The 22,378-nt window shown below is 59.9% G+C and carries 16 protein-coding genes and 1 tRNA gene; 3 read left to right on the top strand and 14 right to left on the bottom strand.

The features are described from left to right. Positions 1–12: 12 nt before the first annotated feature. The 11 genes from ACR0AI_RS14935 to ACR0AI_RS14885 form a co-directional block, all read right to left on the bottom strand. Positions 13–1,275, bottom strand: coding sequence for a transporter substrate-binding domain-containing protein (locus ACR0AI_RS14935; RefSeq protein ID WP_170375717.1), 1,263 nt, complete (start codon positions 1,273–1,275; stop codon positions 13–15). A gap of 21 nt (positions 1,276–1,296) precedes the next feature. Further along, entirely contained in the window at positions 1,297–2,082 is a 786-nt protein-coding gene (locus tag ACR0AI_RS14930; protein ID WP_480675324.1) for a PP2C family protein-serine/threonine phosphatase, read from the bottom strand. A gap of 3 nt (positions 2,083–2,085) precedes the next feature. Continuing rightward, positions 2,086–3,156: an FHA domain-containing protein gene (locus ACR0AI_RS14925; protein ID WP_480675326.1), complete on the bottom strand. Its 1,071-nt coding sequence runs from the start codon at positions 3,154–3,156 to the stop codon at positions 2,086–2,088. Positions 3,157–3,359: 203 nt separating this feature from the next. Beyond that, positions 3,360–5,591, bottom strand: coding sequence for a serine/threonine-protein kinase (locus tag ACR0AI_RS14920; protein ID WP_480675328.1), 2,232 nt, complete (start codon positions 5,589–5,591; stop codon positions 3,360–3,362). Between the two features lie 340 nt (positions 5,592–5,931). Then, positions 5,932–7,215 (bottom strand): dynamin family protein, encoded by a 1,284-nt coding sequence (locus tag ACR0AI_RS14915; RefSeq protein ID WP_480675330.1) that lies wholly within the window; start codon positions 7,213–7,215, stop codon positions 5,932–5,934. Then, positions 7,212–9,254 (bottom strand): dynamin family protein, encoded by a 2,043-nt coding sequence (locus ACR0AI_RS14910; protein WP_480675332.1) that lies wholly within the window; start codon positions 9,252–9,254, stop codon positions 7,212–7,214. Before ACR0AI_RS14910 ends, ACR0AI_RS14915 begins: the two co-directional genes overlap by 4 nt. Before the next feature lie 68 nt (positions 9,255–9,322). Beyond that, entirely contained in the window at positions 9,323–10,153 is an 831-nt protein-coding gene (locus tag ACR0AI_RS14905) for a hypothetical protein (protein ID WP_480675334.1), read from the bottom strand. Between the two features lie 23 nt (positions 10,154–10,176). Continuing rightward, the gene (locus ACR0AI_RS14900) at positions 10,177–10,578 is read right to left on the bottom strand and encodes a hypothetical protein (RefSeq protein ID WP_480675336.1); all 402 of its coding nucleotides are present in this window, start codon (positions 10,576–10,578) and stop codon (positions 10,177–10,179) included. A 37-nt stretch (positions 10,579–10,615) separates the two neighbouring features. After that, positions 10,616–12,346, bottom strand: coding sequence for a dynamin family protein (locus ACR0AI_RS14895; protein ID WP_480675338.1), 1,731 nt, complete (start codon positions 12,344–12,346; stop codon positions 10,616–10,618). Between the two features lie 8 nt (positions 12,347–12,354). Continuing rightward, positions 12,355–14,367 (bottom strand): dynamin family protein, encoded by a 2,013-nt coding sequence (locus ACR0AI_RS14890; RefSeq protein ID WP_170375735.1) that lies wholly within the window; start codon positions 14,365–14,367, stop codon positions 12,355–12,357. Positions 14,368–14,369: 2 nt separating this feature from the next. Continuing rightward, positions 14,370–14,792 (bottom strand): hypothetical protein, encoded by a 423-nt coding sequence (locus tag ACR0AI_RS14885; protein WP_170638087.1) that lies wholly within the window; start codon positions 14,790–14,792, stop codon positions 14,370–14,372. Between the two features lie 415 nt (positions 14,793–15,207). Between ACR0AI_RS14885 and ACR0AI_RS14880 the strand changes: the two genes are divergently transcribed. Next, positions 15,208–15,292, top strand: a tRNA-Leu gene (locus tag ACR0AI_RS14880). A gap of 80 nt (positions 15,293–15,372) precedes the next feature. Here the strand turns inward: ACR0AI_RS14880 and ACR0AI_RS14875 are convergent. Beyond that, entirely contained in the window at positions 15,373–16,431 is a 1,059-nt protein-coding gene (locus ACR0AI_RS14875; RefSeq protein WP_170678141.1) for a transporter substrate-binding domain-containing protein, read from the bottom strand. Between the two features lie 208 nt (positions 16,432–16,639). On the opposite strand from ACR0AI_RS14875, the gene dapE reads away from it, so the two are divergent. Then, the gene (gene dapE, locus ACR0AI_RS14870; RefSeq protein ID WP_480675340.1) at positions 16,640–17,779 is read left to right on the top strand and encodes a succinyl-diaminopimelate desuccinylase; all 1,140 of its coding nucleotides are present in this window, start codon (positions 16,640–16,642) and stop codon (positions 17,777–17,779) included. A gap of 62 nt (positions 17,780–17,841) precedes the next feature. Beyond that, complete coding sequence (rnr, locus tag ACR0AI_RS14865) at positions 17,842–20,100, top strand: ribonuclease R (RefSeq protein ID WP_480675342.1); 2,259 nt, start codon at positions 17,842–17,844, stop codon at positions 20,098–20,100. Here rnr and ACR0AI_RS14860 read toward each other — a convergent pair. Further along, positions 20,097–21,209: a TfuA-like protein gene (locus ACR0AI_RS14860; protein WP_480675344.1), complete on the bottom strand. Its 1,113-nt coding sequence runs from the start codon at positions 21,207–21,209 to the stop codon at positions 20,097–20,099. The two genes, rnr and ACR0AI_RS14860, sit on opposite strands and share 4 nt — an antisense overlap. Beyond that, a complete protein-coding gene (locus tag ACR0AI_RS14855) occupies positions 21,206–22,339 on the bottom strand; it encodes a YcaO-like family protein (protein WP_480701379.1) in 1,134 nt (377 codons plus the stop codon). The genes ACR0AI_RS14860 and ACR0AI_RS14855 overlap by 4 nt, the downstream gene beginning before the upstream one ends. Positions 22,340–22,378: the final 39 nt, after the last annotated feature.

The following is a 22,378-nucleotide window of genomic DNA, read 5'->3' as shown; positions in this document are numbered from 1 at the left end:
TTTTCAGTTTTCTCAGCCGTTTTCCATTTGATAGCGAAGAGCGGATGACACGATGTCTCGCCATTCGCCGGATTGCTGCATGATCGCCAGACCCTTGTTGAGCGTTTCCAGAATCGCCTCTCCGTCCGGGTTGTCCTTGTGCGTCATGACATTCAGCGACTTGATCGCCGCCAAATTCGGGTTCTCGACTATGCGGTGTTCGTAGCCAAGCCGACCGATGGCTCCGTCGGCCAGGTGCGCTTCGATTGCGACAATGTCGGCCTCGCCCGTCATCACTGCTTCAAAGCACTCGTCCGGCGATTCCGGGCGCAGCAAGGTGATGATCGGCTCGTACAGACTGACCGCATCCATATGTGACAGCGACCAACCTTCGGGGCGGCAGATCGTCGTTCCGGCGAAATCAGCGTAGCTGAGCGCTTCGACATAGCTTGTGCCTTCGCGGGCGAAGAACGTGTCGACCACTTCGTAGAACGGGTTCGAGAAGTTGTAGGTCTCACAGCGGTTGCGGTCGTTTTCGGACAGCGCCGCGGGTTCTTCGCAATTCGGACGCGACCAGGGGAAAGTTCCGTCAAACGCAAGTGTCGGCATCAGAAGATCCAGATGCGAGTTCCAGTCGTTGACGAACTGAATCTTGTAGGCCTGCTCGGGTGCGGCGCGCAACATCGCGGTTTCCACCAGATGCGTATAGAGGCCACGGTGCGGCAGTGCTTCGTCGGTGAAGGGCTGATAGTCGCCGCCGGTGATCAATAGCACCTGACGGTCGCGCACCTCAGGGCGTTCGCCCGTCCCGGCATCGCGGATCAGGGCGGCACCTTCGGCGCGTGCGGCCTCGATTTCTTCACGTGCGGCGGCCTTGGCTTCGACCACGGCCTGTTCACTGACCTGCTTGGCCTCGGCTTCGGCGGCGGCTACACGGGCTTCGGCCTCGGCAATCGCCTGTTCTGCACGCTCTTCGGCAGCTTTGACCAGCTCGGCTGCCATTTCGGCGGCCAGACGCTCGGCCTCGGTATCAGCCAGAACCGGAGTGCGACCGATATCTTCAAGGCAGGGCATTGCCAGTACGTCACCGACCCGAATGATGTTCGGATTGGATCCAATCACATCGCGGTTGGCGTCAAAAATGATGCGGAAATCTTCCGTCGCATAGACCTGAATCGCCAGCTCTCGCAGACTGTCGCCGCGCTGAATCTCGTAGTTCGAGCACGCCTCTTGCGCGGATGCTGCACCTGTAGCCGCCGCCAGGGCCAGGCTCGATATGATCAATGTGTTTTTCATGGGTCCCGTTGCTTTGCCTTATTATTGTTTCGCAAGTTTCACGACTGCGATTGAGAGGTTGTCTTGATCAGGGTTGTTCTTCGCCAGCACCGCCTGCTGCAATGCCTCTGCGATTTCTTGCGCCAATGCCTGCGCGTGGGTGCCCACAACCGCCTGAAGCTCGTCATCGGTCAGGGTCTGCAGGCCATCACTGCCGAGGATGAGGATATCCGCAGCCGTCAATGCCAGCGGATCTTCCGGGCAATCCACTTTGGGAATTGCACCCCCCATAATGACCGAGGTCAGCTGATTGCGGTCCGGATGAGACCGAGCCTGCGCTTCGGTCAGCGTACCGTCGGCAACCTGCGCGTCGATCATCGGTGCCATGGAGTGGTCTTCGTTGATCTGCAACAGCGCGCCGTCCCGAAACAGGTAGAGCGGGCTGTCGCCAATCGAAATCCAGAACAGACGCTGCCCCAACAGCAAGGTGCCCAGCAAGGTGGACCCCATGTTGCAGCCTTCGCCCTGTTCTTCATTTCGGTTCGAAATCAAAGCGTTAGCCTGCATAGCCGCCAATGGCAGCGCATCTATTGCCGCGCGCTCAGACAGGGTGTCGCTTTCCAGCTCGGCGTCCAGTGCCTCGCGCCAGGCGGCAACCACGAGGCTTGAGGCCACCTCACCGGCCTCATGCCCGCCCATACCGTCGGCAATCACCACATAGCCTGCATCCGCTGCGTCGAACATACGCGCAGCGATAGCATCCTCCTGCGTGTCCCGCTGACCCTGGTTCAGGATCAGCGCAACGTCATATGCCGGAGTCGCGAGCATCTATCAGGAATCCCGCCAATCAAAACCTTCGTCGCAGAAGGCCATGAAACGGATCGAGGTTTCGCTGATGCGGATCAGATCGCCATTGGACAGCGCCACAGTACTGAGGACCGGCTTGCCGTTCAGGCGCACCAGATTGGCCTTGCCGCCGTGACCCAGATAGCATTTGCGATCTTCCGGGTCATACGCAATCACGGCGTGGTTGCTGCGCGAGATTCCAGTGTCGCCGAAATCCAGCTGGATGGCCTGATCATCATTGCGTCCGATCTGCATCAGACCTTCGGTCAGGGTGATGCTGGACCCACGGCCAGGGCCTTGGGTGACAACCAGCCAACCCACAGGGAAGGTCTCCTGCGCGGCTTCGGTCTTGGCGACCGGCTCGGCGGTTTCGATCAGATCCTGAACGTGTGTATCTGCGCGTTCGAAACCCAGGAACGTGGTCTTCACACGCGAACGGCGGTCCTCGGCTGGGGCCGGGGCCGGAGTTGGCGCTGGTGTCGGTGTCGGCTCAACCGCAGTGGCCTGCACCTCGGGTTCAGGCTGCGGTGCGGGGGCTTCCGCCACCGGTTCCTGAACTTCGATCTCAGGCTCGACCGGAGCGGAGGTTGCTTCCGGAATAGGCTCGACCGCGACAGGTTCGATCGCTTCGGGCTCTGCCACTTCGACCTCATCCTGAACCGGCGCTTCGACCCGCTCGTCTTCGGACAGATGCAGGGTCACGATCTGCTCGTCAGCTTCCGGCTCGTCAATCGCTACTTCCTCAGCCACCTCTTCGGTCACCGGAGCCTCTTCTGCGAAGATCGACGTCTCTTCTTCGGTGTCCTCGGCCACGTCTTCGGCATCCGAAAACTCGGGCATCTCGCCTTCGGCGGTCAGCTCATCCTCTTCGTCATAAGTCTCTTCATACGCCTCAGAGGCCAGATTGCCGCCGCCCAGCGCCGCGCGCAGCGCGTTGAAATCCGCAATCGGTTCGGGCTTTTCCTCGGTCGGGGCTGCTGCCTCAGTCGTTTCTTCTTCTTTGGCTTTGCCGGCACCTTCTAGAAGCCGGCTGAGAGGGCTTTTGTATTTGAACATGGTGTCGACACCTTCAACTTGTTGGCACGCAATTCTGTGCCGTTTCGATACCCGCACCGCGTCTGTCCGCGCTGCGGTCTTTAATCTTGAAACCAGGAAACTTTTTACCTTTCTGCGTCGGGCCGGATCCCGTCAGGGTGGCTGTCTTTCGGGGGCCACCCTCAGCAAACACACGCTGGCAGATTACGTTCGAACCGGTCTGATCACTCCTGCGCAAGAGGCATGGTTGCGCCTGTATCGGCACCGTTGCGCGATACTGTAAACCGCGCCTGAGGCTGCTCGTCCGAGACCAGTTGCGCCAACACCGCATCGAGGCTTTCCGGTCCTTCAAAAGCAAGACCCGTTTCGGCCTCGCTGACCAGAACATCCCCAGTTTGCAAGCTGCCCGACGCGCCTTCAGGCACCTCAGTCACGACTGTCTGCCAGCCACCGGCCCCATTGCCATTGACGCTAAAGCCGTAGCCGTTTTCCAACCCGATCGTGCGGAATGCAGGCAGCGCCAGCAATCCGTTTTGCGCCCGTGTCTCACCCAGAGGACGGTAGCGCGCAGCCACGCGCAGATACCCGTCGGGATCCACCTGCAGGTTCTCAAGCACCTGTGCCGCAAACGAGGCATCATCGCGTACCGGCTTGCCATTCAAAGTAAAGATGGTGGCCCCGCGCTGAACCCAGTCGCCAATAATCGACATATCCTGATTGGCATCCACACCCGTGATCGAGAACATATTGCCAGTCGAGGCGCGACGACGGGACGTGTCAAACGGAACCTCAACATCCCAATGCGAGAACGCCACCTGAGCCTCGTCCAGATTGACCGGAGCTGCCGGGGCCTCAGCCTCGGGCGCGGTCACTTCGGGTGCGGCTACCGTTTCTTCGGGTGCAGCTGCGGCTTCTTCGTTCGCGACTGCTGTTTCTTCGGACGCAGCTGTGGTTTCTTCAGGCGTTGCTTCTTCGGTCACCGTTTCTGCGGGGGCTGCTTCTGTGGCAACCGTCTCCGCAGTTTCAACCGGCTCCTGCTCGACAGGCTGCACTGCAGCGCTGACTTGTTCCAGTTCCTGTGAAGGCTCTTCCGTTTGGGCCGGTTCGACGGCCGCTGTTTCGGTTGCCACCGCTGCGGTTGCGGGTTCCGCCGCTTCCGCCGCAGGGGTCACCGCCGCCGTCTCGACCTTGTCCGCATCTCTGGACATCATCACATACCCACCTGCGGCCAATGCGATGGCCACAACAGCCACACCTGCCAACAGCTTGCCATTGCCGCTCGATCCGCTTTTGACAACTGTATCGACGGCAACCGCCGGTTCCTCGCGGGGTGAGAGCTTGGACAGATCCTCTTCGGCCTTGTCCTCATTGCCCATGACAATGTCGGAATTGCCCGCCAACAAAGCGGTCACAACCGCCTCGGCATTTTCGCTTTCGGCCTTGATCCGCGCTTTCTCGGCCTCTTTGTCCTCACGGTCCATGCCGACGATGACCGAGACCGGACGGTAGGCGAATGTGTCGAACATCACCCCCGGCCCGCGGAACATGCGCAGCCAATCCAGCGCCGATTGCAGACGGTCGGTGGCGTGAACCTCCATCGCCTTGTCGATCGCTTCCAGGAATCCCTCGGGATAGCCTTCGAACCGACCGGTCAGCGGGGTGTAGGGATCTTCCTGACCGTTATTGAACGCGTTCAGGCGGCTTTGACCGTCAATCGGACGCTCTCCGCTGATCGCGTGATACAGCGTTGCCGCCAGCACATAGAGGTCACTACTGGGACCTTGCTCAGCACCGCGTACATAGAATTCATGGGGTGAGTAGCCATCCTTGATCACCCGCAGCGTCAACAGCGCTGCCGACTTGTTCGCCGCCTGCTCGCGTGCAGCGCCAAAGTCGATCAGAACCGGATCGCCATTCTCGTCGATCAGGATGTTGTCAGGGGAAATGTCCCGGTGCAGCATGCCGCTCTGGTGGATGAACGAGACCGCAGACAGCATCTTTTCGGTCACCTGCACGATGAAGTCAGGGCCGCTTTCGTTCTCGGGCTTGTCCATGTAGTCCAGCAAGTCGCACCCGCGGATCAGGTCCATGGCGATATAGGCGGTGTTGTTGTCCTCAAACACCTGATGAACGTCGACGATGTTGGGGTGCACCAGCCGCGCGTGGTTGCGTGCTTCCTGAATGAAGAGGTCAACAATCGCGCGCAGGTCTTCGGAGTAGGACGGATCGGCGGCTTCGACCAGGTCTCCATCGCGACGGCAGAGCGCGCCGGGGAAACACTCTTTGATCACCACGTCCCGCTCCAGGCTGTCACGGGCCAGATAGGTGATTCCGAAGCCACCATTGCTGAGATAGCTCAGGATTTCATACTGCCCCCGCAGGAGCTTGGCTCCGGGTTGCAGGCCTTCAATTTTTGGTTCGTCGTGCGATGCACCGACAGCCTGGTTATGGCTCATTTCAATCCGCCCGTATTTCTCAAATCGCGGCACAGAAAACTGGGCAATCAGCCCGCGAACTCATAACCAAAAACAACCGCAGGACACTTAAGTCCGGTTAGACGTTTCAAATTTGACTTTATTGGGGCCGCCTCATGGCTTCACTATGGATCGTATTTCCCCTAAATCAACATATAGTGTTGAGTCCATATTGCAATCATATATGTGGTAAAATCACATATATAATTCGAAAACTGAACCGACCAAAACAAGCGGTTGGTCTACGAATTCGAAACAATAGGGAATCGTTTTGGGCAGGCTTCGAATCGCCGCAGTGCAGCTCAATTCCAGGTGGCGCGCGTCAGGTTCCGGTCTTGGACTGCTCGGTCGCCACGGTACTGCCAGCCCAAGCCAGGTTGTCGCTCAGCTGTGCCAGAATGCTGATGGCATCACGCAAAGGCGCATCGCCGCTTTCGAATTGCAGGAGAAGAAGAAGGTCGGTGGCCTTTTCGAACTCACCGGGAATCCAGTCCGCTTCGGGGTCGATCTCACCGCCCTGTTCCAGACGTTCGGCAAAATCCTCAACGATTTCCTGGCAGCTTTGCAGAAAAGCGGCCGGTTCGATATCCGAGGACTCACGCAGGTCTTCATAGATGCTGGCAATCGCGGCCAGCCAGTCTTCGAGGATCGGGTTGTTCAACGGTGGTAAGGCCGATCCAAGCGCAGCTTGAACCGAGGGGCTTTCGGTCTCCGGCTCTGGCTCGGGGCCAGCGAGAGTTTCCAGAAATGGCTGGAACAACTCGGCGATGTCTTTTCGGGCTGCGTTCAGGTCATGCATCCGACGCGCGGAAGCTGCCTCGAGCACCTTCTCGGCCAAATTCTGACCGCCGCAGTTTTCCCACAGATCAAAATCTGGTTCAGGCTCTTGCGCCATAGCTTTCACAGCGACGGGCGTACCGATTGGAACCACGGCGTTGAAAAGGCCTGTTTTTTCCTTGTTCAACCGGGCAAGCACACGGTCCAGAGCATCACGGACGTGAGGCAAATCGGTATGGGTAACGGCAAGCAGACTGTTGTCGCGCAATTCCTGCGGGACCTGTGCCCAGAGATGACGCTCGGTCTCGCGCCAGGCGTTTGTGCCGTTGGTGCACCAGATGGCGCAGTCCACGAAACGCAGCAGGTCGAGCGTTGGTTTATAGGTCTCATCCAACGCGCCCGAGCCGGGCAGGTCGAAGAGAGAGATCTCGCGCAGCGCGGGCGTGTTCAACCCGACCGAGATGAAGTCGGGCTTATCTTCTGCCGCTTTCTCCAGCACGATCCCTGAGTAAGTCTTGGGCTCCTTGTCCCACCAGCCGACGGTGGTTTCAGGCGCATCCGCATAAGCAACTATCACGAGGGGCAGCTTCAGATGCTGTGGGCCGGTGGGCAGGATATCCGCCCCGGCCAGCATGTTGGCGAGGCTGGATTTGCCCGCCCCGAATTCCCCGGCAAAACCGATATTGACCGCATTGGACAGACGCTCAGCATGGGCCAGAGCCTTCGAACGCATATCCTCCAGCGCCGAATCCATTGGCAGGGATTCGGTTGCGTTCAGAAAGCGCTCAAGCTGTCTGACGTCCTGTTCGGTTCCGGGAAATTCGATCATTCCGCTGCCTTTGCTTGTCCTTCATCCGTGCGCACCGGGCCGAACACCGTTTCCAATTCATCAGCGATGCGACGGGCCCGATCGAACGCATCCTGCGCTTCGGCCTGAGCATTAGTTTCACCCGAACCGGTCCGGTGTTCAAGATAGCCGCCCAACAGCGCCACATAGTGGTCCAGAACCGTTTTCAGCCGCTCCATCATGTTTTCACGAGCCGTATCGATCAGATCATCCCCGATCAGTTCGAATTCCTGCACGATCATCCGCTCTGCACGCGTGACGACGCTTTTGCGCGAAATCAGGCGCGACAGCCAGTTCACCCGCAACTCCACCGTAATACCGCGGGTCAGCGCCGTGGTGTCCGGCCGGAACCACCGCACCGCGCTGGTGTTCATGCGGTTGTCGACAGGGTCCTGCCATCCGGGCAAGGCGCGCAGGGCCGCGTTGGCCTGCATGTCGATCGCGTAAAGCTCACTCAGCATGCGCTGGCGGACGACCTGCGTGGCCCCCTGAATCAACTCGCGCATCCGGTCGCGCAGAGGGGTAAAGTTCAGCTCGGTCTCAGCGCCTTTGGCCAGCAGAGGCGAATTGCCATCCGGGCCACGCACCACGGCCGAGACCGCCTCGGCCACCGTGTCATCCATAACGCCGCGCAGATTGGCCAGCACGTCATCCATATCGCGCGTCATCACCTCGGTCTTCTCGGCGACAAGCGCCCTGAGTTCGCCAAGCGTCTTGTTGTTTTCATCCAGATCGACTGTGGCCGAGCCATCCTCGGACTCCAGCGCGCGCAGCTCGGCCTGCGACCGTTCCAATTCGCCCTGCGCGAAGCTATTCAAATGCTGCCACGCCATCCGCAGCTGTTCACTGCGCGGCCCGTCGGCCAAGGCCTGTGTCACATGCCGCCGCAGATCCGGCAGGCCCGAGGCGATCATGGCGGCAAAGCGCAGCACGCCTTCACGGCTGATCGGGCCAGGACCTTGCTTGATCTCCTCCACACCGTCCAGATATTGCTTCATCTGCTCGGGATGGGCGCGCAGCCAGGCCAGAACGTCATCGTGATTGACGCCGGTCTCATCCCCGGTCAGAGCGTAATGCGCCCATTGGGCACTGCCCATCAGCACGTCAATGTCCGAGTTCCCCAGCGCTTGTTCCAGACCGTCCAGAACATCACTGCGCACCTTGCCTGCATCCTCGGCTCCGCCGCCCAGCTCATCCACGCGGTTGATGAAGACTACGATCTGACCCAGTTCCAGCGCCTGCATAAGGCGGAACAGCTTCAGGTCAGCCCGCGACAAGGCCTGATGCGCAGACAGAACCACCACAAAGAAATCGGATTCCTTGAGGTACTGGCGCGAGATTTCTTCGCGGATCAGCAGCGGGTCGTTGACGCCCGGCGTGTCGGTAACGGTCAGCGGAAACGGGAAATGGCCGATGTCAAAATAGACCTCGGCCTTGCGGGTGATATCACTGTAAAGTCCCCGATCCGAGCCGGGATCGTGGGTTTCGCTATCGCTCGGATCATCGCCCGCGCAGACATAGCGGGCCAGATCGTCCGAGTTCAGGTCTTCCAGATCGTGGTGCTGACCCAACATTTGTTCGTAACTGTCGCCCAGACGCAGACGGGCGCGGGTTTTCATCGCCTCGACCTGCTCTTCGATCATCTCGCGCTTATAGCTGTCCTCTTCATCAGGGAACATGTTGCGCAGCTCTTCACCCTCAGCGATCAGAGCCTGCCACTGGTGATTGTCGAAGAAGTGGAACTCTGCCCCTTCGGTGCGGCCCGAAGGATGGCCGAAGTGCATATCGGTGATCACCGTCGTCCACGGGTTCACATCCGAGGGCAGGTATTCGGCCTGCCCCGTGAAGCCGTTGATCAAACGCGATTTTCCCGCCTTGATCTGCCCAACAAAGGCGATCGACGGTTTCAACCCTGAAAGGTCTCCGACAATGCGCGAGATAAACTGACGGGTTTCGTCATTGCTCGTCTCGTTCATGTCCTCGGCAATGCGAATAAGCTCGCGGCGACTGGTTTCACTCATAACTTTTTACCCTGGTAACAAGAAACACTGGTTTGAATTGATCGAAAATTTGAAGGATCGGGAGGCGCTCATGAGTCACCCCCGGAAAGTTTGGTCCACAGGCCAACAACGGCACCCAGCTTGCGCGCGTCATGCACGGCAATGGCGGTCTGGCCTTGATCCTGCACCACCGCCACGGCGGCCCCCTTACCCCCCGAAGGACGCATGACAATCAACTGAGGCTGTTGCAGTTCGGGCTGGCTATCCTCGTTCCATCCGGTCAGATCCGCCATGAAACGCGCCAGAAGATCGGCATCGGGGCGCAGTGCGGCGTCCCCTTCGAACTGAGGATAACCCCCGTCGATCAGGCCACGCGCCTGCGCGAAACGCTCGGCACTGTCAAAGAAACCCCGCGCGGAAGAAGTGGCATTCGGTGCCTGAGGCGCGGGTTCTTCAACATCCGGTACAACCGAAACAATCGGCTCCGCCGGGAGTTCGATCCGGGCGCAGGCCGTTTCGATTTCGCCAAGTGTGACGCCGACGTCATCGGCCTCAAGCTCGGCATCGGGTTTTAGCGAGATGAATTCCAGCGGCGCGGGCGCGTCGGCGATGTCCGACACTAATTGCGCAAGTTTGCCGATCAGCCCTTCGCGTGGTTCGGTTTCAAAATCCGGCACCATACCCGACCGGACGCGGAACACATCGGTCACGCGGGCATTGCTAACCTCGATTGCCAGCACGTCTCCGTTGGCCGCGGTAAACTCCAAGCGACGCGGCAGAACGGTGCCACGAATTGCGCGCAGAACACCCGCCCGGCGCGCAACCGAGGTCTCGCCCTCGACCGGGACGGCAGGCGACAAACGTGCAACCGAGGACCGCCCGATATTGTCGAGCATGTCGAGTATGTTCGTATCCATCATACCGTGACCCCCTCTGGTCCCGTTCAGACTGCGGCCGCAACCGGCCCTAAGCTGAGATGTGATTTTGTCAGCGCCAACCCTACATTCGCGCTGTTGCTGCAGATGTAGCAGACCACATGTTCGGGATATTCCCGGGTCCGCTGGAAAATGATCAACCTGTCGCCGGAAAACACCGCGATTTCCCCAAATCCCGGTGTTTCAGATGTATCCCCTCCTGCTTCACGCAGCATGGTTTCAAAAGCCACCACCCCGCGCCCCTGAAACAGGTTTGCCGCGGCCAAAGCCAGCGTGTCCAGCATGTCCGATGCATCAGGGTCTTTGACGCTGGTGCCCAGCAACATCCCCGTTTCCATGTCGACATACCCGGCTGCAACGCAATCGGGTATCGTCTCCATCGCCGCGGTCAGAGCAACTTGAATAGACATTTAACCCCTGACCTTCTTCGTGTCTTGTCGGCGTCGGCTACAGAACATGCCATTCTGCCCCTCTGTGTTCCCCGGCTTTGGGAATGGACCTGATCGCCTCTTTGGCCTGAGTTTCGATATGCTCAAGGGCAATCTGGTCGAACTCAGCCAGGAAGGCCAAGAACGCGCGTTGAAGACCCTCAGCATCGGTCGGCAGATCCCCGGCGGCGGCAAGCTCTCGCCACATTGCGGCTGCGCTGGGAAGCTCACCTGTGGGGATGTCCATCAGCCCCTCGTTTGCATCTTCCTCAACCTCTTCCGGTTCGGGCTGCGGCATCAGTCGCACTTCGACCAGGCCGTTGGTTTCGGGCTCCGGTTCAAAGTCATCTTCATCGCTGCCCGACTGTTCCGCCATCAATGCCGTGATCGACGAGACCGAAACCTCGATCCCGGGCGCATCAGACTGGTCTTCTGTGGCCTCCGTCGGCGCAACCTCTGGTGTGTTGGACAAGGTCTTGTTGAGCGATTCCAGAAGGTCTTCAGATTCCTCAGCCTCAGGCGCTGCCTCAGCCACATCATTTGAGGGGCTGGGTGTTTCATCCTCTTCGGCAAAGACATTCTCATCTTCGTCTTCCGCACCCGAGAATTCGAACACGTCCAGGTCCGCCCCGTTATCAGCGAAAGAGGACAGGTCCAGCGGGTCTTTGGGGTCTTCTTTGAACTGGGCGCGCAACTGGTCCTCTTCCGTCTCGGCGGGTTGAGGGTCCGGCGTCGGGACCATTTCGGCGCGCAGGCGCTCGGCCTCGTCCGCATTGATCCGCTCCCGCTCTACCTCGTCCGAGCGGCGTTCGACGCGGGACGGGCGCACTGGGAAATTGGTGACCACGCCACTGTCCTGATCTGCCACCTCCGGGGTCTCCGAAGGAACCGGATCCACCAGCTTCAGCGGCGCGACCTCAGCGGTCTCATCCTTGCGCTTGGGCCGGGTCGGGCGCACCAGCGGGCCGTCAGACTGGCTCTTGTCAATTTGGTACCGCGACAGATGGCCGGCGCGGGTGTCCATGATCTGCTCGGTGATCCCAAGGAAGCAGTCGATCATCTTGCCGCCACCACTGCGCGCCCACATCTCGGGGTCGCCGGTTTTGTCACGCGCGGTAATCGCGTCGCGGGCGGAAAACAGGATCGAGCGGTTGAACAGATGCCCCGCTTCGCGGTTGACCCGCCGCAGAACTTTTTGGCGGTCCTTCTGGCCCAACGCATCGGCGCGCGTAATCAGCAGGATCGAATTGTTCTGCAACCGTTCGGGCAGAGAGACCCATGTCGCACGTTCAGTTTCCCGCCAGGCCTGTGTCGCATGTGTACACCACAGAACGCCATTAGCCTGCCCGACAGCGCGCTGCCAAACATCGGTCGAGATTTTGGGGTCCGAGATACCAGGCGTGTCGATCAGATCCACCGCCTCAAGAATATCAGCCTCAAGGAAAATTCGAATGAACTGCGCGTCGTTGACACCCACACTCTCAAGCTGATCCAGCGAGATATCTTCGGTGCTGCCATCATGGCGTTTGACGTAAGCTGAGCGATTGCCATAGCTGAACCAAACCGGTGGCAGCTGGGTTGCGGTGACTTGCGTCGGCAAGGCCTGCTTGCGCAGCAGAAAGTTCATAAGCGTCGATTTACCGGCGCTGAACTCGCCCATAAGGGCGAAAACCGGCTTACGGCGCGACCACTGCTCGATACGCTCCCATGCCTTGGGGGTGATGAAACGGTTTTGGATGTCTTTTGCCATTTTTCTACTTACGCCGCTTCGTTGCTTAGATCTTTGAGGATGCTGCCCAGAATCTCGTCACGGGATTTCTGCAATTGCAGACCCGCCATAAGCGCCGGATTCTGCCCTGCATCCTTCTCGGCCGTGGCCGAGATATTCAGCAGGGTTTCCTTCTGCTCGCGCAGGAAATCGGTCAGGACGGCCCGCACGTTTTCAAGTACGGCGGCGACCTGATTTTCCTCGATATCCTTGGTGATCGAGTTCGCTTCGGACGCGATCAGACGGGTGTAGTCAGATGCATAGGCCTCGAACCCTTTGCGCCGCTGCCACCAGCGCCGCCACCATGTGCTTTGCAGGTCCAGCGCGATGGTGCGACCGATCCCCAGCGGGGGCGGTACACGGGGCACGATCGGGGCTTCGATGTTGAACTCACCCAGATGATTGCCAAGCAGTTTCTGATAGAGCGCCTCGACATCCGCCGCTGCTGCCGAATAAAGCGCGCCGGCTTCCTTGCGCATCGAACGGGCAAAGCTGAAATACGCCGCTTTCTGCAGCGTCCGCAGACCCGCAGGATCATACTGCCACGTACCCTGTTCACCATTCTGTTCCAGATGCGAAATCAGGGAGTCAGTGGCCCGTTTGACAAAGCTCGTCTCGGCCGAGTTCAAACGCTCCAGCACCTTGTCGCGTAGCTTGGCGGTCAGGTCAGCGGCCTTTTTGTCATACTCGGCGGAAACAGCGGCAATCGCATCTTCAGGCGACGCGCCGTCAAGATCGCGGACGACGCCCTCACCCCCGGACAGAGTCTTTGCAACTGCAGTGGCGCGAATCTGGCTGGCAATGTTGCGCGCCCGGTGGCGCACACGGTCCAGCAATCTGGCCCCTGCCCCTTCGGCGATACGTTCGTTCATTGCCAACAGAAGGTCGGGCAGCCCCGAAAGCGCCCAGATCTTATCCAGTGACGGCGCCTGATCCCCGAACCCTGCAGCAAGGTAGAAGGTGTTCAGGGTCTCGCGCGATTCCTCGGTCAGAATATCCGGGTTGCCGGTCAAGGCGGCCTCCGCCCAGAGGGCGCTGCCGAAGACAACACTCGTGTTGGCGTCGATGTTGTTCTGTTTCAGCGTGTCCTGAATCCGGTCACGGATCTCGGGCACCTGGTTCACCGGATCAGCCAGCTCATCGATACGGTTCACGAACAGGACGATCTGACGGTTTTCGAACTGAGCGATGATCCGCATCAGCGCCATATCCATCGTGGTCAGCGCCTGACTTGCGGCCAGCACGACAACACAAACCTCGGACCCGCGCAGGCTGCGCAGCGTGATCTGCTCGCGCACCATGAAGGTATCGTTCACACCGGGCGTGTCGCAGAGCTTCAGCGCAATCGGGTATTGCGGGATGTCCATGTAAAGCTCGGCCGATTTGGTCACATCGGCGAACCGTCCGGTTTTCGGGTCGATATCCGGGTCATCCTCATCGCCCAGACAGACGTAGCGCTGGATCAGCTCTTCGTCGAAATAGTCATACTGGTGGCTTTGGCCCAGAATCAGATCGAAATGCTTGCCAAGGCGTTCTTCTGATTTGGCCTTCATCTCACCGATCTGGCGGCGGATATCGTCCATTTCGTCATCCGCACCGGCGCGGTTGGCCAGCTCGCCCAGACGACCACCACCCACCATCAGGTTGTCCCATTCTTCCTGCTCGAAGAAGGTGAACTTGGACTTGGTGTCGCCCGGCGGGCGCGTATTGATGTTCAGCGTCGTGACCACTGAGGTCCACGGGTTGACATCCGAAGGAAGCAGCGCAGGGCGGCCAGCCAGAATGTTCACGATCGAGGATTTGCCGGCCTTGACCTGCCCCACCATCGTCACGCTGGCGGTGAAGTTCTCCATCCGCGTCTTGAGCGTCGCCAGACGCGCCGAGGAGCGCGCATCCGCCACCTCTGTCAGTTGGTCGATCTGCGATGTCAACGACGTCATCGCCGACGTCATCGGCATCAGAGCTTCGTTGCCCACAGACAAAAGGTGGTCATTGCGCGCCATGTTCAGCCTCCGGTTCCTGTTGCCGCGATCCGGTGCGCGTGGTCCGCGCCTTGAGCCGGGATCCCGGTCAGGGTGTCGATACGGGCAATCAGGTTCAGGGCGTTGCCCAGAATCTCGGCCTCGGCCCGTGGTGTAATGGTTTCATAGCCTTCGGAATCTGCCAGAACCTCGATCGAGCTGAAGCGGTCGCCATTTTCAAGACAGGCAACTCGACGCCCGGTTGGAAAGCCATCAGACTTGCTGGCGGGCAGCGGCATCCGCGCGTTTGCCAGCAGATAGTGCTGGCCCGAATGGGTGCGCAGTGAAATTCCAAAGCCGGTATTGGGGTAGTCACGGTTCAGGGTTTTGAGTTCACCCAGAAAACTCTCACGTGCAAAGATGACGGCATCCTGCTCGTGGGCAGCGGAGTTGTTCAGATCGGTCACAGCAAAGAACCTCGAGACTGGAGTTGAGCAAAAAACTCGTAAAGGTGCCTAAGTGGCAGAAAAGACTCATTAACTCCTACGCGACCAAGAAGCCCGTTCAAGGCGGTGTTAATTTGACGCGAATAAGATATTTTGGCGTTTCAAATGTGGCGCCATTAAGGCGCGTGATTCATAAGAATGCCTCAACCCCTACGTGTATGGAGTTCTCTTTCAAAAACATCTATCTCGCGACGAACCGCATAGTTCGCAAATTGGCAACGTTGGCGGACTATACCGCAGCGCTTGGCAAACACCAGCGAATCGCAATGGCGTTTTGTTCAAGCGCAAAAACTTGCCATTGGGTGGATTTTACCCCTCGCGCTGGCGGAAAAGCTTTGCTATCCAGCGCTCCAGTCCGACGCGTAAGCGTCCGGTTGCGGGTGTGGCGAAATTGGTAGACGCACCAGATTTAGGTTCTGGCGCCGCAAGGCGTGGGGGTTCAAGTCCCTCCACCCGCACCACTGATATCCATAGGCGACAATTGTAGCATTTCAGCTGGTCCGCAAAGCCGGCTGTCACTGCGAAACCAGAGGCCAGCCTCTTAGTTTCGGGACCCGAACCATTTGCGGTAAATCTCGTCATAGGTGCCATCTTCTCGCAAAGCCAGCAGCGCCTGATTGACCTCTTCCACCAAGGGTGATCCCGTCGGGAAGGCTATGCCGTAGTTTTCGCGCAGGAAGATCCCTCCGGTCATTGTGGCGATCCGACGACCCTCATGGGCAGCGAAATAGGACAGGACCGGGGCGTCGAATACGACGGCATTCAGGTCTTCTGCCTTGAAAGCCTCCAACATTTCATCAAGCCCGGGGTAGGCGACGTATTCGATCTCGCGCCGGTTGAGGAAACTGGCAGCCGTCGATCCCTCGATCGTGCCGACATTTTTGCCGTAAAGATCATTGACCGAGTTCACATTTCCGGTGATCGCATCCACCGTCATCACACTGGTGATCCGGGCGGTGAAGACCGAGACGATGAACAGGGACGACACCACCAGTATGACGCCCAAGATTCGTCCAAAGGGCGTGCGCGGCATCCTCTCTTCAAAGCCGCCGTTGACGACCAGGTTCAGTGCCCACCAGAAGGAAGGGAACCAAGCCTCGTTCAATTTTCGGTCGAAATAGGGCTGCGCGCGACGTTCGAACCCCCACATCAACATGCCGCCGCCCAGAAGGATGGCAAAGGCCAAGCCGATGGCAAAGAACAGCTCGGCCGACAGCAGCGCCTGCAGCAGCGACGGCTTGCGCGCCGAATCCGAGGGCACCATGATCTGCAACCCGGCCTCGAAGATCGGCTGGCTGAAATCCATCTGCGTCTCACGTAGCGCGGTGATCGAGATGTTTGCGATCGCTAGGTCCGCCGTGCCATCCTGAACGGCCCCCAGCATGTCACCGAAGGCCTCGACCCGGGTAACGGAATACTCCCACTCCAGCGACTCGGCGAGGGCTGCCAGCAGGTCCATCGAAAAACCAGCCTCGGCACCGTCCTCAACATAGGAAAACGGCGGGCGGGTCACCGTGGTGACGTTCAAGGTTTGGGCCAGGCTTTGCTGTGCGAGAACGGCGAAAGTCAGGCTGATCAATGCGTAAAAGGCGCGCTTCATGGTCAAATTACCTGTGTCGCCGCCCTGTAGCGCGATTGAGGTCAAAACAGCAAGGTCGCCGCTGGGTAAAGCGCCATGTTTTATTGGCGTCTCAACTCGACACATTTTGGGAATTACCGGGGGAATCTGGCGGATTGGGGTTGGCAATCCGGCCAATTCGTTGAATCTGTGCGGTAACCTGAACGAAAACCCAATCCCGAGGCCCGAAATGACGGACGCAGTTCAATTGACGGCGGATTTGATCCGTTGCCCATCGGTCACACCCGTTGAAGGGGGGGCTTTGGTCTTACTGGAAAATCTGCTGTCAGAAGCGGGGTTTGACTGCACGCGGGTGGATCGCGGCGGCATCTGCAATCTGTTCGCTCGTTGGGGGGCCAAGGGGCATCCGCGCAGTTTTGGCTTCAATGGCCATACCGACGTTGTCCCAGTAGGCGATGAGGCCGCATGGACTAAGCCCCCCTTCGGGGCCGAGGTCCATGACGGCGTCATGTTCGGACGCGGCACAACCGATATGAAATCCGGAGTCGCGGCCTTTGCCGCCGCAGCTATTGATTTCGTGCGCGATACGCCACCCGACGGGGCCATCATCCTGACCATTACCGGGGATGAGGAAGGCGATGCGCTGGACGGCACAACGGCCCTGCTGGACTATATGGATCAATCGGAAGAGCGGATGTCGGTCTGTCTGGTAGGCGAGCCGACCTGTCCGAACCATATGGGCGAGATGATCAAGATCGGTCGTCGCGGCTCAATGACCGCATGGTTTACAGTGACCGGGGTGCAGGGGCATTCGGCCTATCCGCATCGGGCGAAGAACCCTCTGCCGGCGATGGCGCGGCTGATGGATCGGCTCGCCAGTCATGAGTTGGATCAGGGCAGCGACCATTTCGATGCCTCCACGCTGGCCGTTGTGACAATCGACACCGGCAACGCCGCGACCAACGTGATCCCGGCGCAATGCAGTGGGGCGGTGAATATCCGCTTTAACGACCTGCATTCCGGGGCTGCCCTTAGCGATTGGTTACTGCAGGAGGCCGATCAGGTGGCGCAGGGTTTCGGCGTTGAGATTGAGACACGGATCAAGATCTCGGGCGAAAGCTTTCTGACCCCTCCGGGCACGCTTTCCGATCTGGTGTCAAAAGCCGTCAAAGCCGAGACTGGCATCACGCCCGAGCTGTCGACAACGGGCGGCACGTCCGACGCACGGTTCGTCAAGAACCACTGTCCGGTGGTCGAGTTCGGGCTGGTCGGACGGACCATGCATCAGGTGGATGAATGCGTCGAGGTGGCTCAGATCGAGCAACTCAAGGCGATCTACACCCGCATCCTCAAAGACTACTTCGCCTGAGCGGGTCAGGGGGCCGTGATTTTAGTCATGACGCCGTCGCACCACCGTGCTAGGCCAAACCCATGACTCGCATCCCCACCAAGCAAGAGGTCCTGGATTGGATCTCGGCGAACCCCACCCTGACCTCGAAACGCGATATCGCCAAGGCCTTTGGTATCAAGGGCGCGGATCGGATTGATCTGAAACGCATCCTCAAAGAGCTTGAGGCCGAAGGGCATCTGGAAAAGCGCAAGCGCAGCTATCGCGACCCGGATCGCCTACCTCCGGTCAGTGTGCTTCAGGTGAAGGCCCCCAATGAGGATGGCGACCTGTTCGCGCGGCCTCTGGAGTGGCATGGCGAAGGGGTTGAGCCGGTCGTGCTGCTGATCACCCGCGCCAGCGATCCCGCGTTGGGCGAAGGCGACCGGATTCTGGCCCGTTTGACCGTCGTGCAGGAAGAAGACCACAACTACGAGGCCCGCCTGATCCGCCGTATCGGGACCAACCCGCGCAAGATTGTGGGCCTGTTCCGCAAAGGAACCGAGGGTGGGCGGATCGTGCCTATCGACAAGGCGAGCCAGACCGAATGGCAAGTGCCCGAAGGTGCGGTGCATGGGGCCAAAGATGGTGAGCTGGTCGAGGCCGAACAGGCCGGACCCAAGTCCCGCATGGGCCTTCCTCGCGCCCGCATTGTCGAACGTTTGGGCGACCCGTCCGCACCCAAGGCCGTGTCGCTGATCGCGATCCATCAACATGGCATCCCCGACGATTTTCCCGACAAGGCCATCGCCGAAGCTGACAGGGCCAAACCCGTTGGTCTGAAGGGTCGCGAAGACTTGCGGGACATACCGCTGCTGACCATCGACCCCTCGGATGCGCGCGACCATGATGACGCCTGCTATGCCCATGCCGATGACGACCCCAAGAACCCCGGCGGCCACGTGATCTGGGTCGCGATTGCCGACGTTGCGGCTTATGTGCTGCCCGGCACCGCACTAGACCGCGAAGCACGCAAACGCGGCAACTCCAGCTATTTCCCGGATCGCGTCGTGCCGATGCTGCCGGATCGCCTGTCCGGTGATCTGTGTTCCCTGCACGAAGGCGTCCCGCGGGCCTGTATCGCTGTGCGGATGCAAATCGACGCCGAGGGCAACAAGATCGGGCATCGCTTCGTGCGAGGTTTGATGCGCTCGGCCGCGTCGCTGCACTATGCTGAGGTGCAAGAGGCCATCGACGGCTCCCCCAACGACCGCACCGGACCGTTGCTAGAGACGGTTCTGAAACCACTCTACGCCGCCTATTCCGCACTGAAAACCGCGCGCGCGGCACGGCAACCGCTGGAGTTGGACCTGCCGGAACGCAAGATCATCCTATCCGACACGGGTGAGGTCACCAGCGTCGCTTTCCGCGACCGTTTGGATGCGCATAAGCTGATCGAAGAGTTCATGATCCTTGCCAATGTCTCGGCGGCTGAGACGCTGATTGCGAAACGTCGGCCCCTGCTGTTCCGCGTCCACGAGGAACCCGCGCCTGAAAAGCTGGAAAGCTTGCGTGAAACGGCCCAAGCTGCCGGCCTGAACCTTGCCAAGGGTCAGGTTCTGCAAACCCGTCACCTGAACGCCCTGCTGAACGCCGCGGCGGGCACTGAGGATGCGGAACTGATCAACCTGACGACCCTGCGATCGATGGCGCAGGCCTATTACAATCCCGAAAACTTCGGACATTTCGGGTTGGCACTACGGAACTATGCACATTTCACCTCGCCCATTCGGCGCTATGCCGACCTGATCGTCCACCGCGCGCTGATTTCGAGCCATGGCTGGGGTGATGACGGTCTGACCGAGGATGAAATCACCCGGCTGGACGAAACCGCGACGCATATCTCGGACACCGAGCGGCGTTCGATGATGGCCGAGCGCGACACCACTGACCGCTATCTGGCGGCCTATCTCAGCGAGCGCGTGGGCAATGAGTTCACGGGCCGGATCAGCGGCATCGCGCGGTTCGGGGCGTTCGTGAAGATGGACGAAACCGGCGCGGACGGGCTGGTGCCGGTCCGCTCGCTGGGGCGTGAGTTCTTCCATTTCGACCGCGAGGCGGGAACCCTCATGGGCTCGGATACCGGACTGATCATAGCGATTGGCCAACGTGTCACCGTGCGACTAACCGAGGCGACACCGGTCACGGGCGGCTTGGAGTTGGAGCTGCTCTCCATCGACGATCAGGCCTTGCCCCGTGGACGCGGACCGAAAGGGCGCGCAACCAGACGCAAGGCGGTCAGCACCAAGCGCAAGAAGGACAAGATCAAGCGTAAGGTCGAGCGGAAACGGCGTCAGCGCTAGCCTTTGTCGCCGGGTTGTGACGGCCCCTGTGCAAAGACGAGCAAGTCACGCATGCGGTCGTTCAGATGGGGCTCAATCTGTTGCCGCGCCCGGGCGATCCGCGCGCTTTCCTCCAACTTGCGGGACAAGGCGTCGATATTCACGCCGTTTCGACTCAGCCAGTGCTGCAGCGCCTGCTGATCAAGCAGGCCGTGCTGCTGTCGAAACTCTGATACTGCACGTACAAGGTCTTCGCCCGGAACGGGTTGCCCGGAGTGCTGGTCCAGCGCAAGGGCCAGCGCGTCGATCTCAGCGGCAAGGCGCAGCGCATCGAACCCATCGCCGGAGGCGGTCTCGTATCGCATAAGAACCTCGGGATCGTTCAACGGGCTATGTGACAGCACACCCGCTAGAAGGGTTTCGAACGCATCCGTATGCCGAAACTCGAACGCTGGCGCGTCGGGTAGCATGTCGTTCAGCCAGTCGCTCTCCACGCGCTGCAAACAGGCCTGCGCATCTCGGTTTTTCTGATCAATTCGGCCCTCGGGAAGCCATGCCTCAAGGCGATCTGCGGCGGCCGAATCCAAAGCAGCACAGTCTTCCAAGAGGCTGCCAAAGCTGCGATCGGGATAAAACCTGCGACAGGCGGCGGCGACAAGGGCATCCGCCAACTGCCGCTCAACAACCTGAGCGGCGACAGCGGCATCCAACGTCCAGCGGATGTTCACCAGTGGCTCGGAAAGGTTGGCAAAACCAACCTCTTCAGGCGCATGGATCAGCGCGACCTCATCATCAGCTTCAAGCCGGAATTGGGCGAACGCGTCAAAGATCTCACCGACCCCGACCATGCCAAAACTGCCAAGCTCACACGCGCGCAGGGCTCCGATCGAGGCGGCGCCATAGACGGGGATGCCTTCGGAAAGGGCCCACAGGATTTCCTTGTGGTAGACGGCGGGCAAGGCCTCGAAATAGCCATCCAGCAGGATGATGGCACGCGGGCGGGCGAGCGCTGCCTTCAGCAGATCGCCCTGCGCTGCAGGCCCAAGGCGCCGGATCGGCAACCGGTCTTCCACACCAGTTGGGTGAGGCAGGGAAGGACCGGCGAAAAGGATGATATCACCTTGGCTCATGGCACCTTCCGCGCGCGCGCTCCGGGGCGGTATCCGGGCGCGTAGGATGTACCTTCAAGCCCCGGTGCAATGACCCGTATGACCGTCGCGGGCAGGTCGGGCATCGAAAGATCAACGGCGACCGGCACCTCAAGCCCGGCCCGTTCAAGCGCGGCCAGCATGCAGTCAAGGCTATCACGAGGGGAGCGGACCTGATGCAACGGCGCCTGATCGAACCTGTGTGGCGTGTCCCCCTCGACGATCTCGGCGCGCTGCGACCGGAGCGTTTCCGCATTCCGCCGCGCTTCATAATAGTCGCGCGTCCGATCGTCCCGCGCGCCCGAGATGAGGGTCAGCCGACTTTGCGCCGCTTCGGTCAGGGCACGAGACAAGGCGATGCCCCGCGCAGGGTGGCACCCTGCCCCCGAGGCCGCCTGCAAGCCACGTCTCGTGTCATCCTGACCATCGATGATTGTTGCAAAGAATGCGGGAATTCCAAGGTCCGAGGTCACATCCCAGACCGCGCAAGCCACGCCTGCGGCCTCGAACCTGTCGAGAAACGCTTGGCAGGTCGGGTCTGTGACGGAGTGCAGATCGACCCGGCAGGACGCCATGATGCTGGGGTTGCGCTTCCACAACGTCACTGCATCACGCTCAAGCGTTTCGGCCAGCGCCTGACAGGTAGCCTCATCAACGCTGCTGCCCGAGGCGAGGCCGGTCGACGACATCAGAAAACACCCCACCCCGGGCTGCAGGGGCAGCGTGTAATCCATATGGACCAGCTCGTAAGGAACCCAGACCGAATGATCATCTGAGAGCGCCTTGCCCTCGGCCCAAAGCACGGGTTTGCTACGCGAAATGGGGTTATCTGAGATCCGGGGCAGACGCTCAAGATCAATCACGTTTTCCGACTTCGCCAAGTCATCGGCGCTTGCCAGACGCAGGGGCAAAACCGGAGTTTCTGCGCAGCTGAGTTCGACCGCCTCCATCAAGGCCGAAACCTTTGCATCCGCGATGGTCGCGCCTTTGCCTTGCGTCACGGCCAGAGACCGCGCATTCGGGCGGTGCGCGGCGTAGACGGGAATACCGATGCAATCCAAGCCGGTCAGTTCGGCCAACCGGGTGACACCAAGGCTTTTCATATGGGGCAAGACGCGGTCCAGAACCTGTACGGACGGAACCGCGTGGGC

Source organism: Ruegeria sp. BG3 (assembly GCF_056538485.1).
The sequence above is the reverse complement of the archived record's forward strand: the minus strand, read 5'-3'. Positions and strand labels throughout refer to the sequence as shown.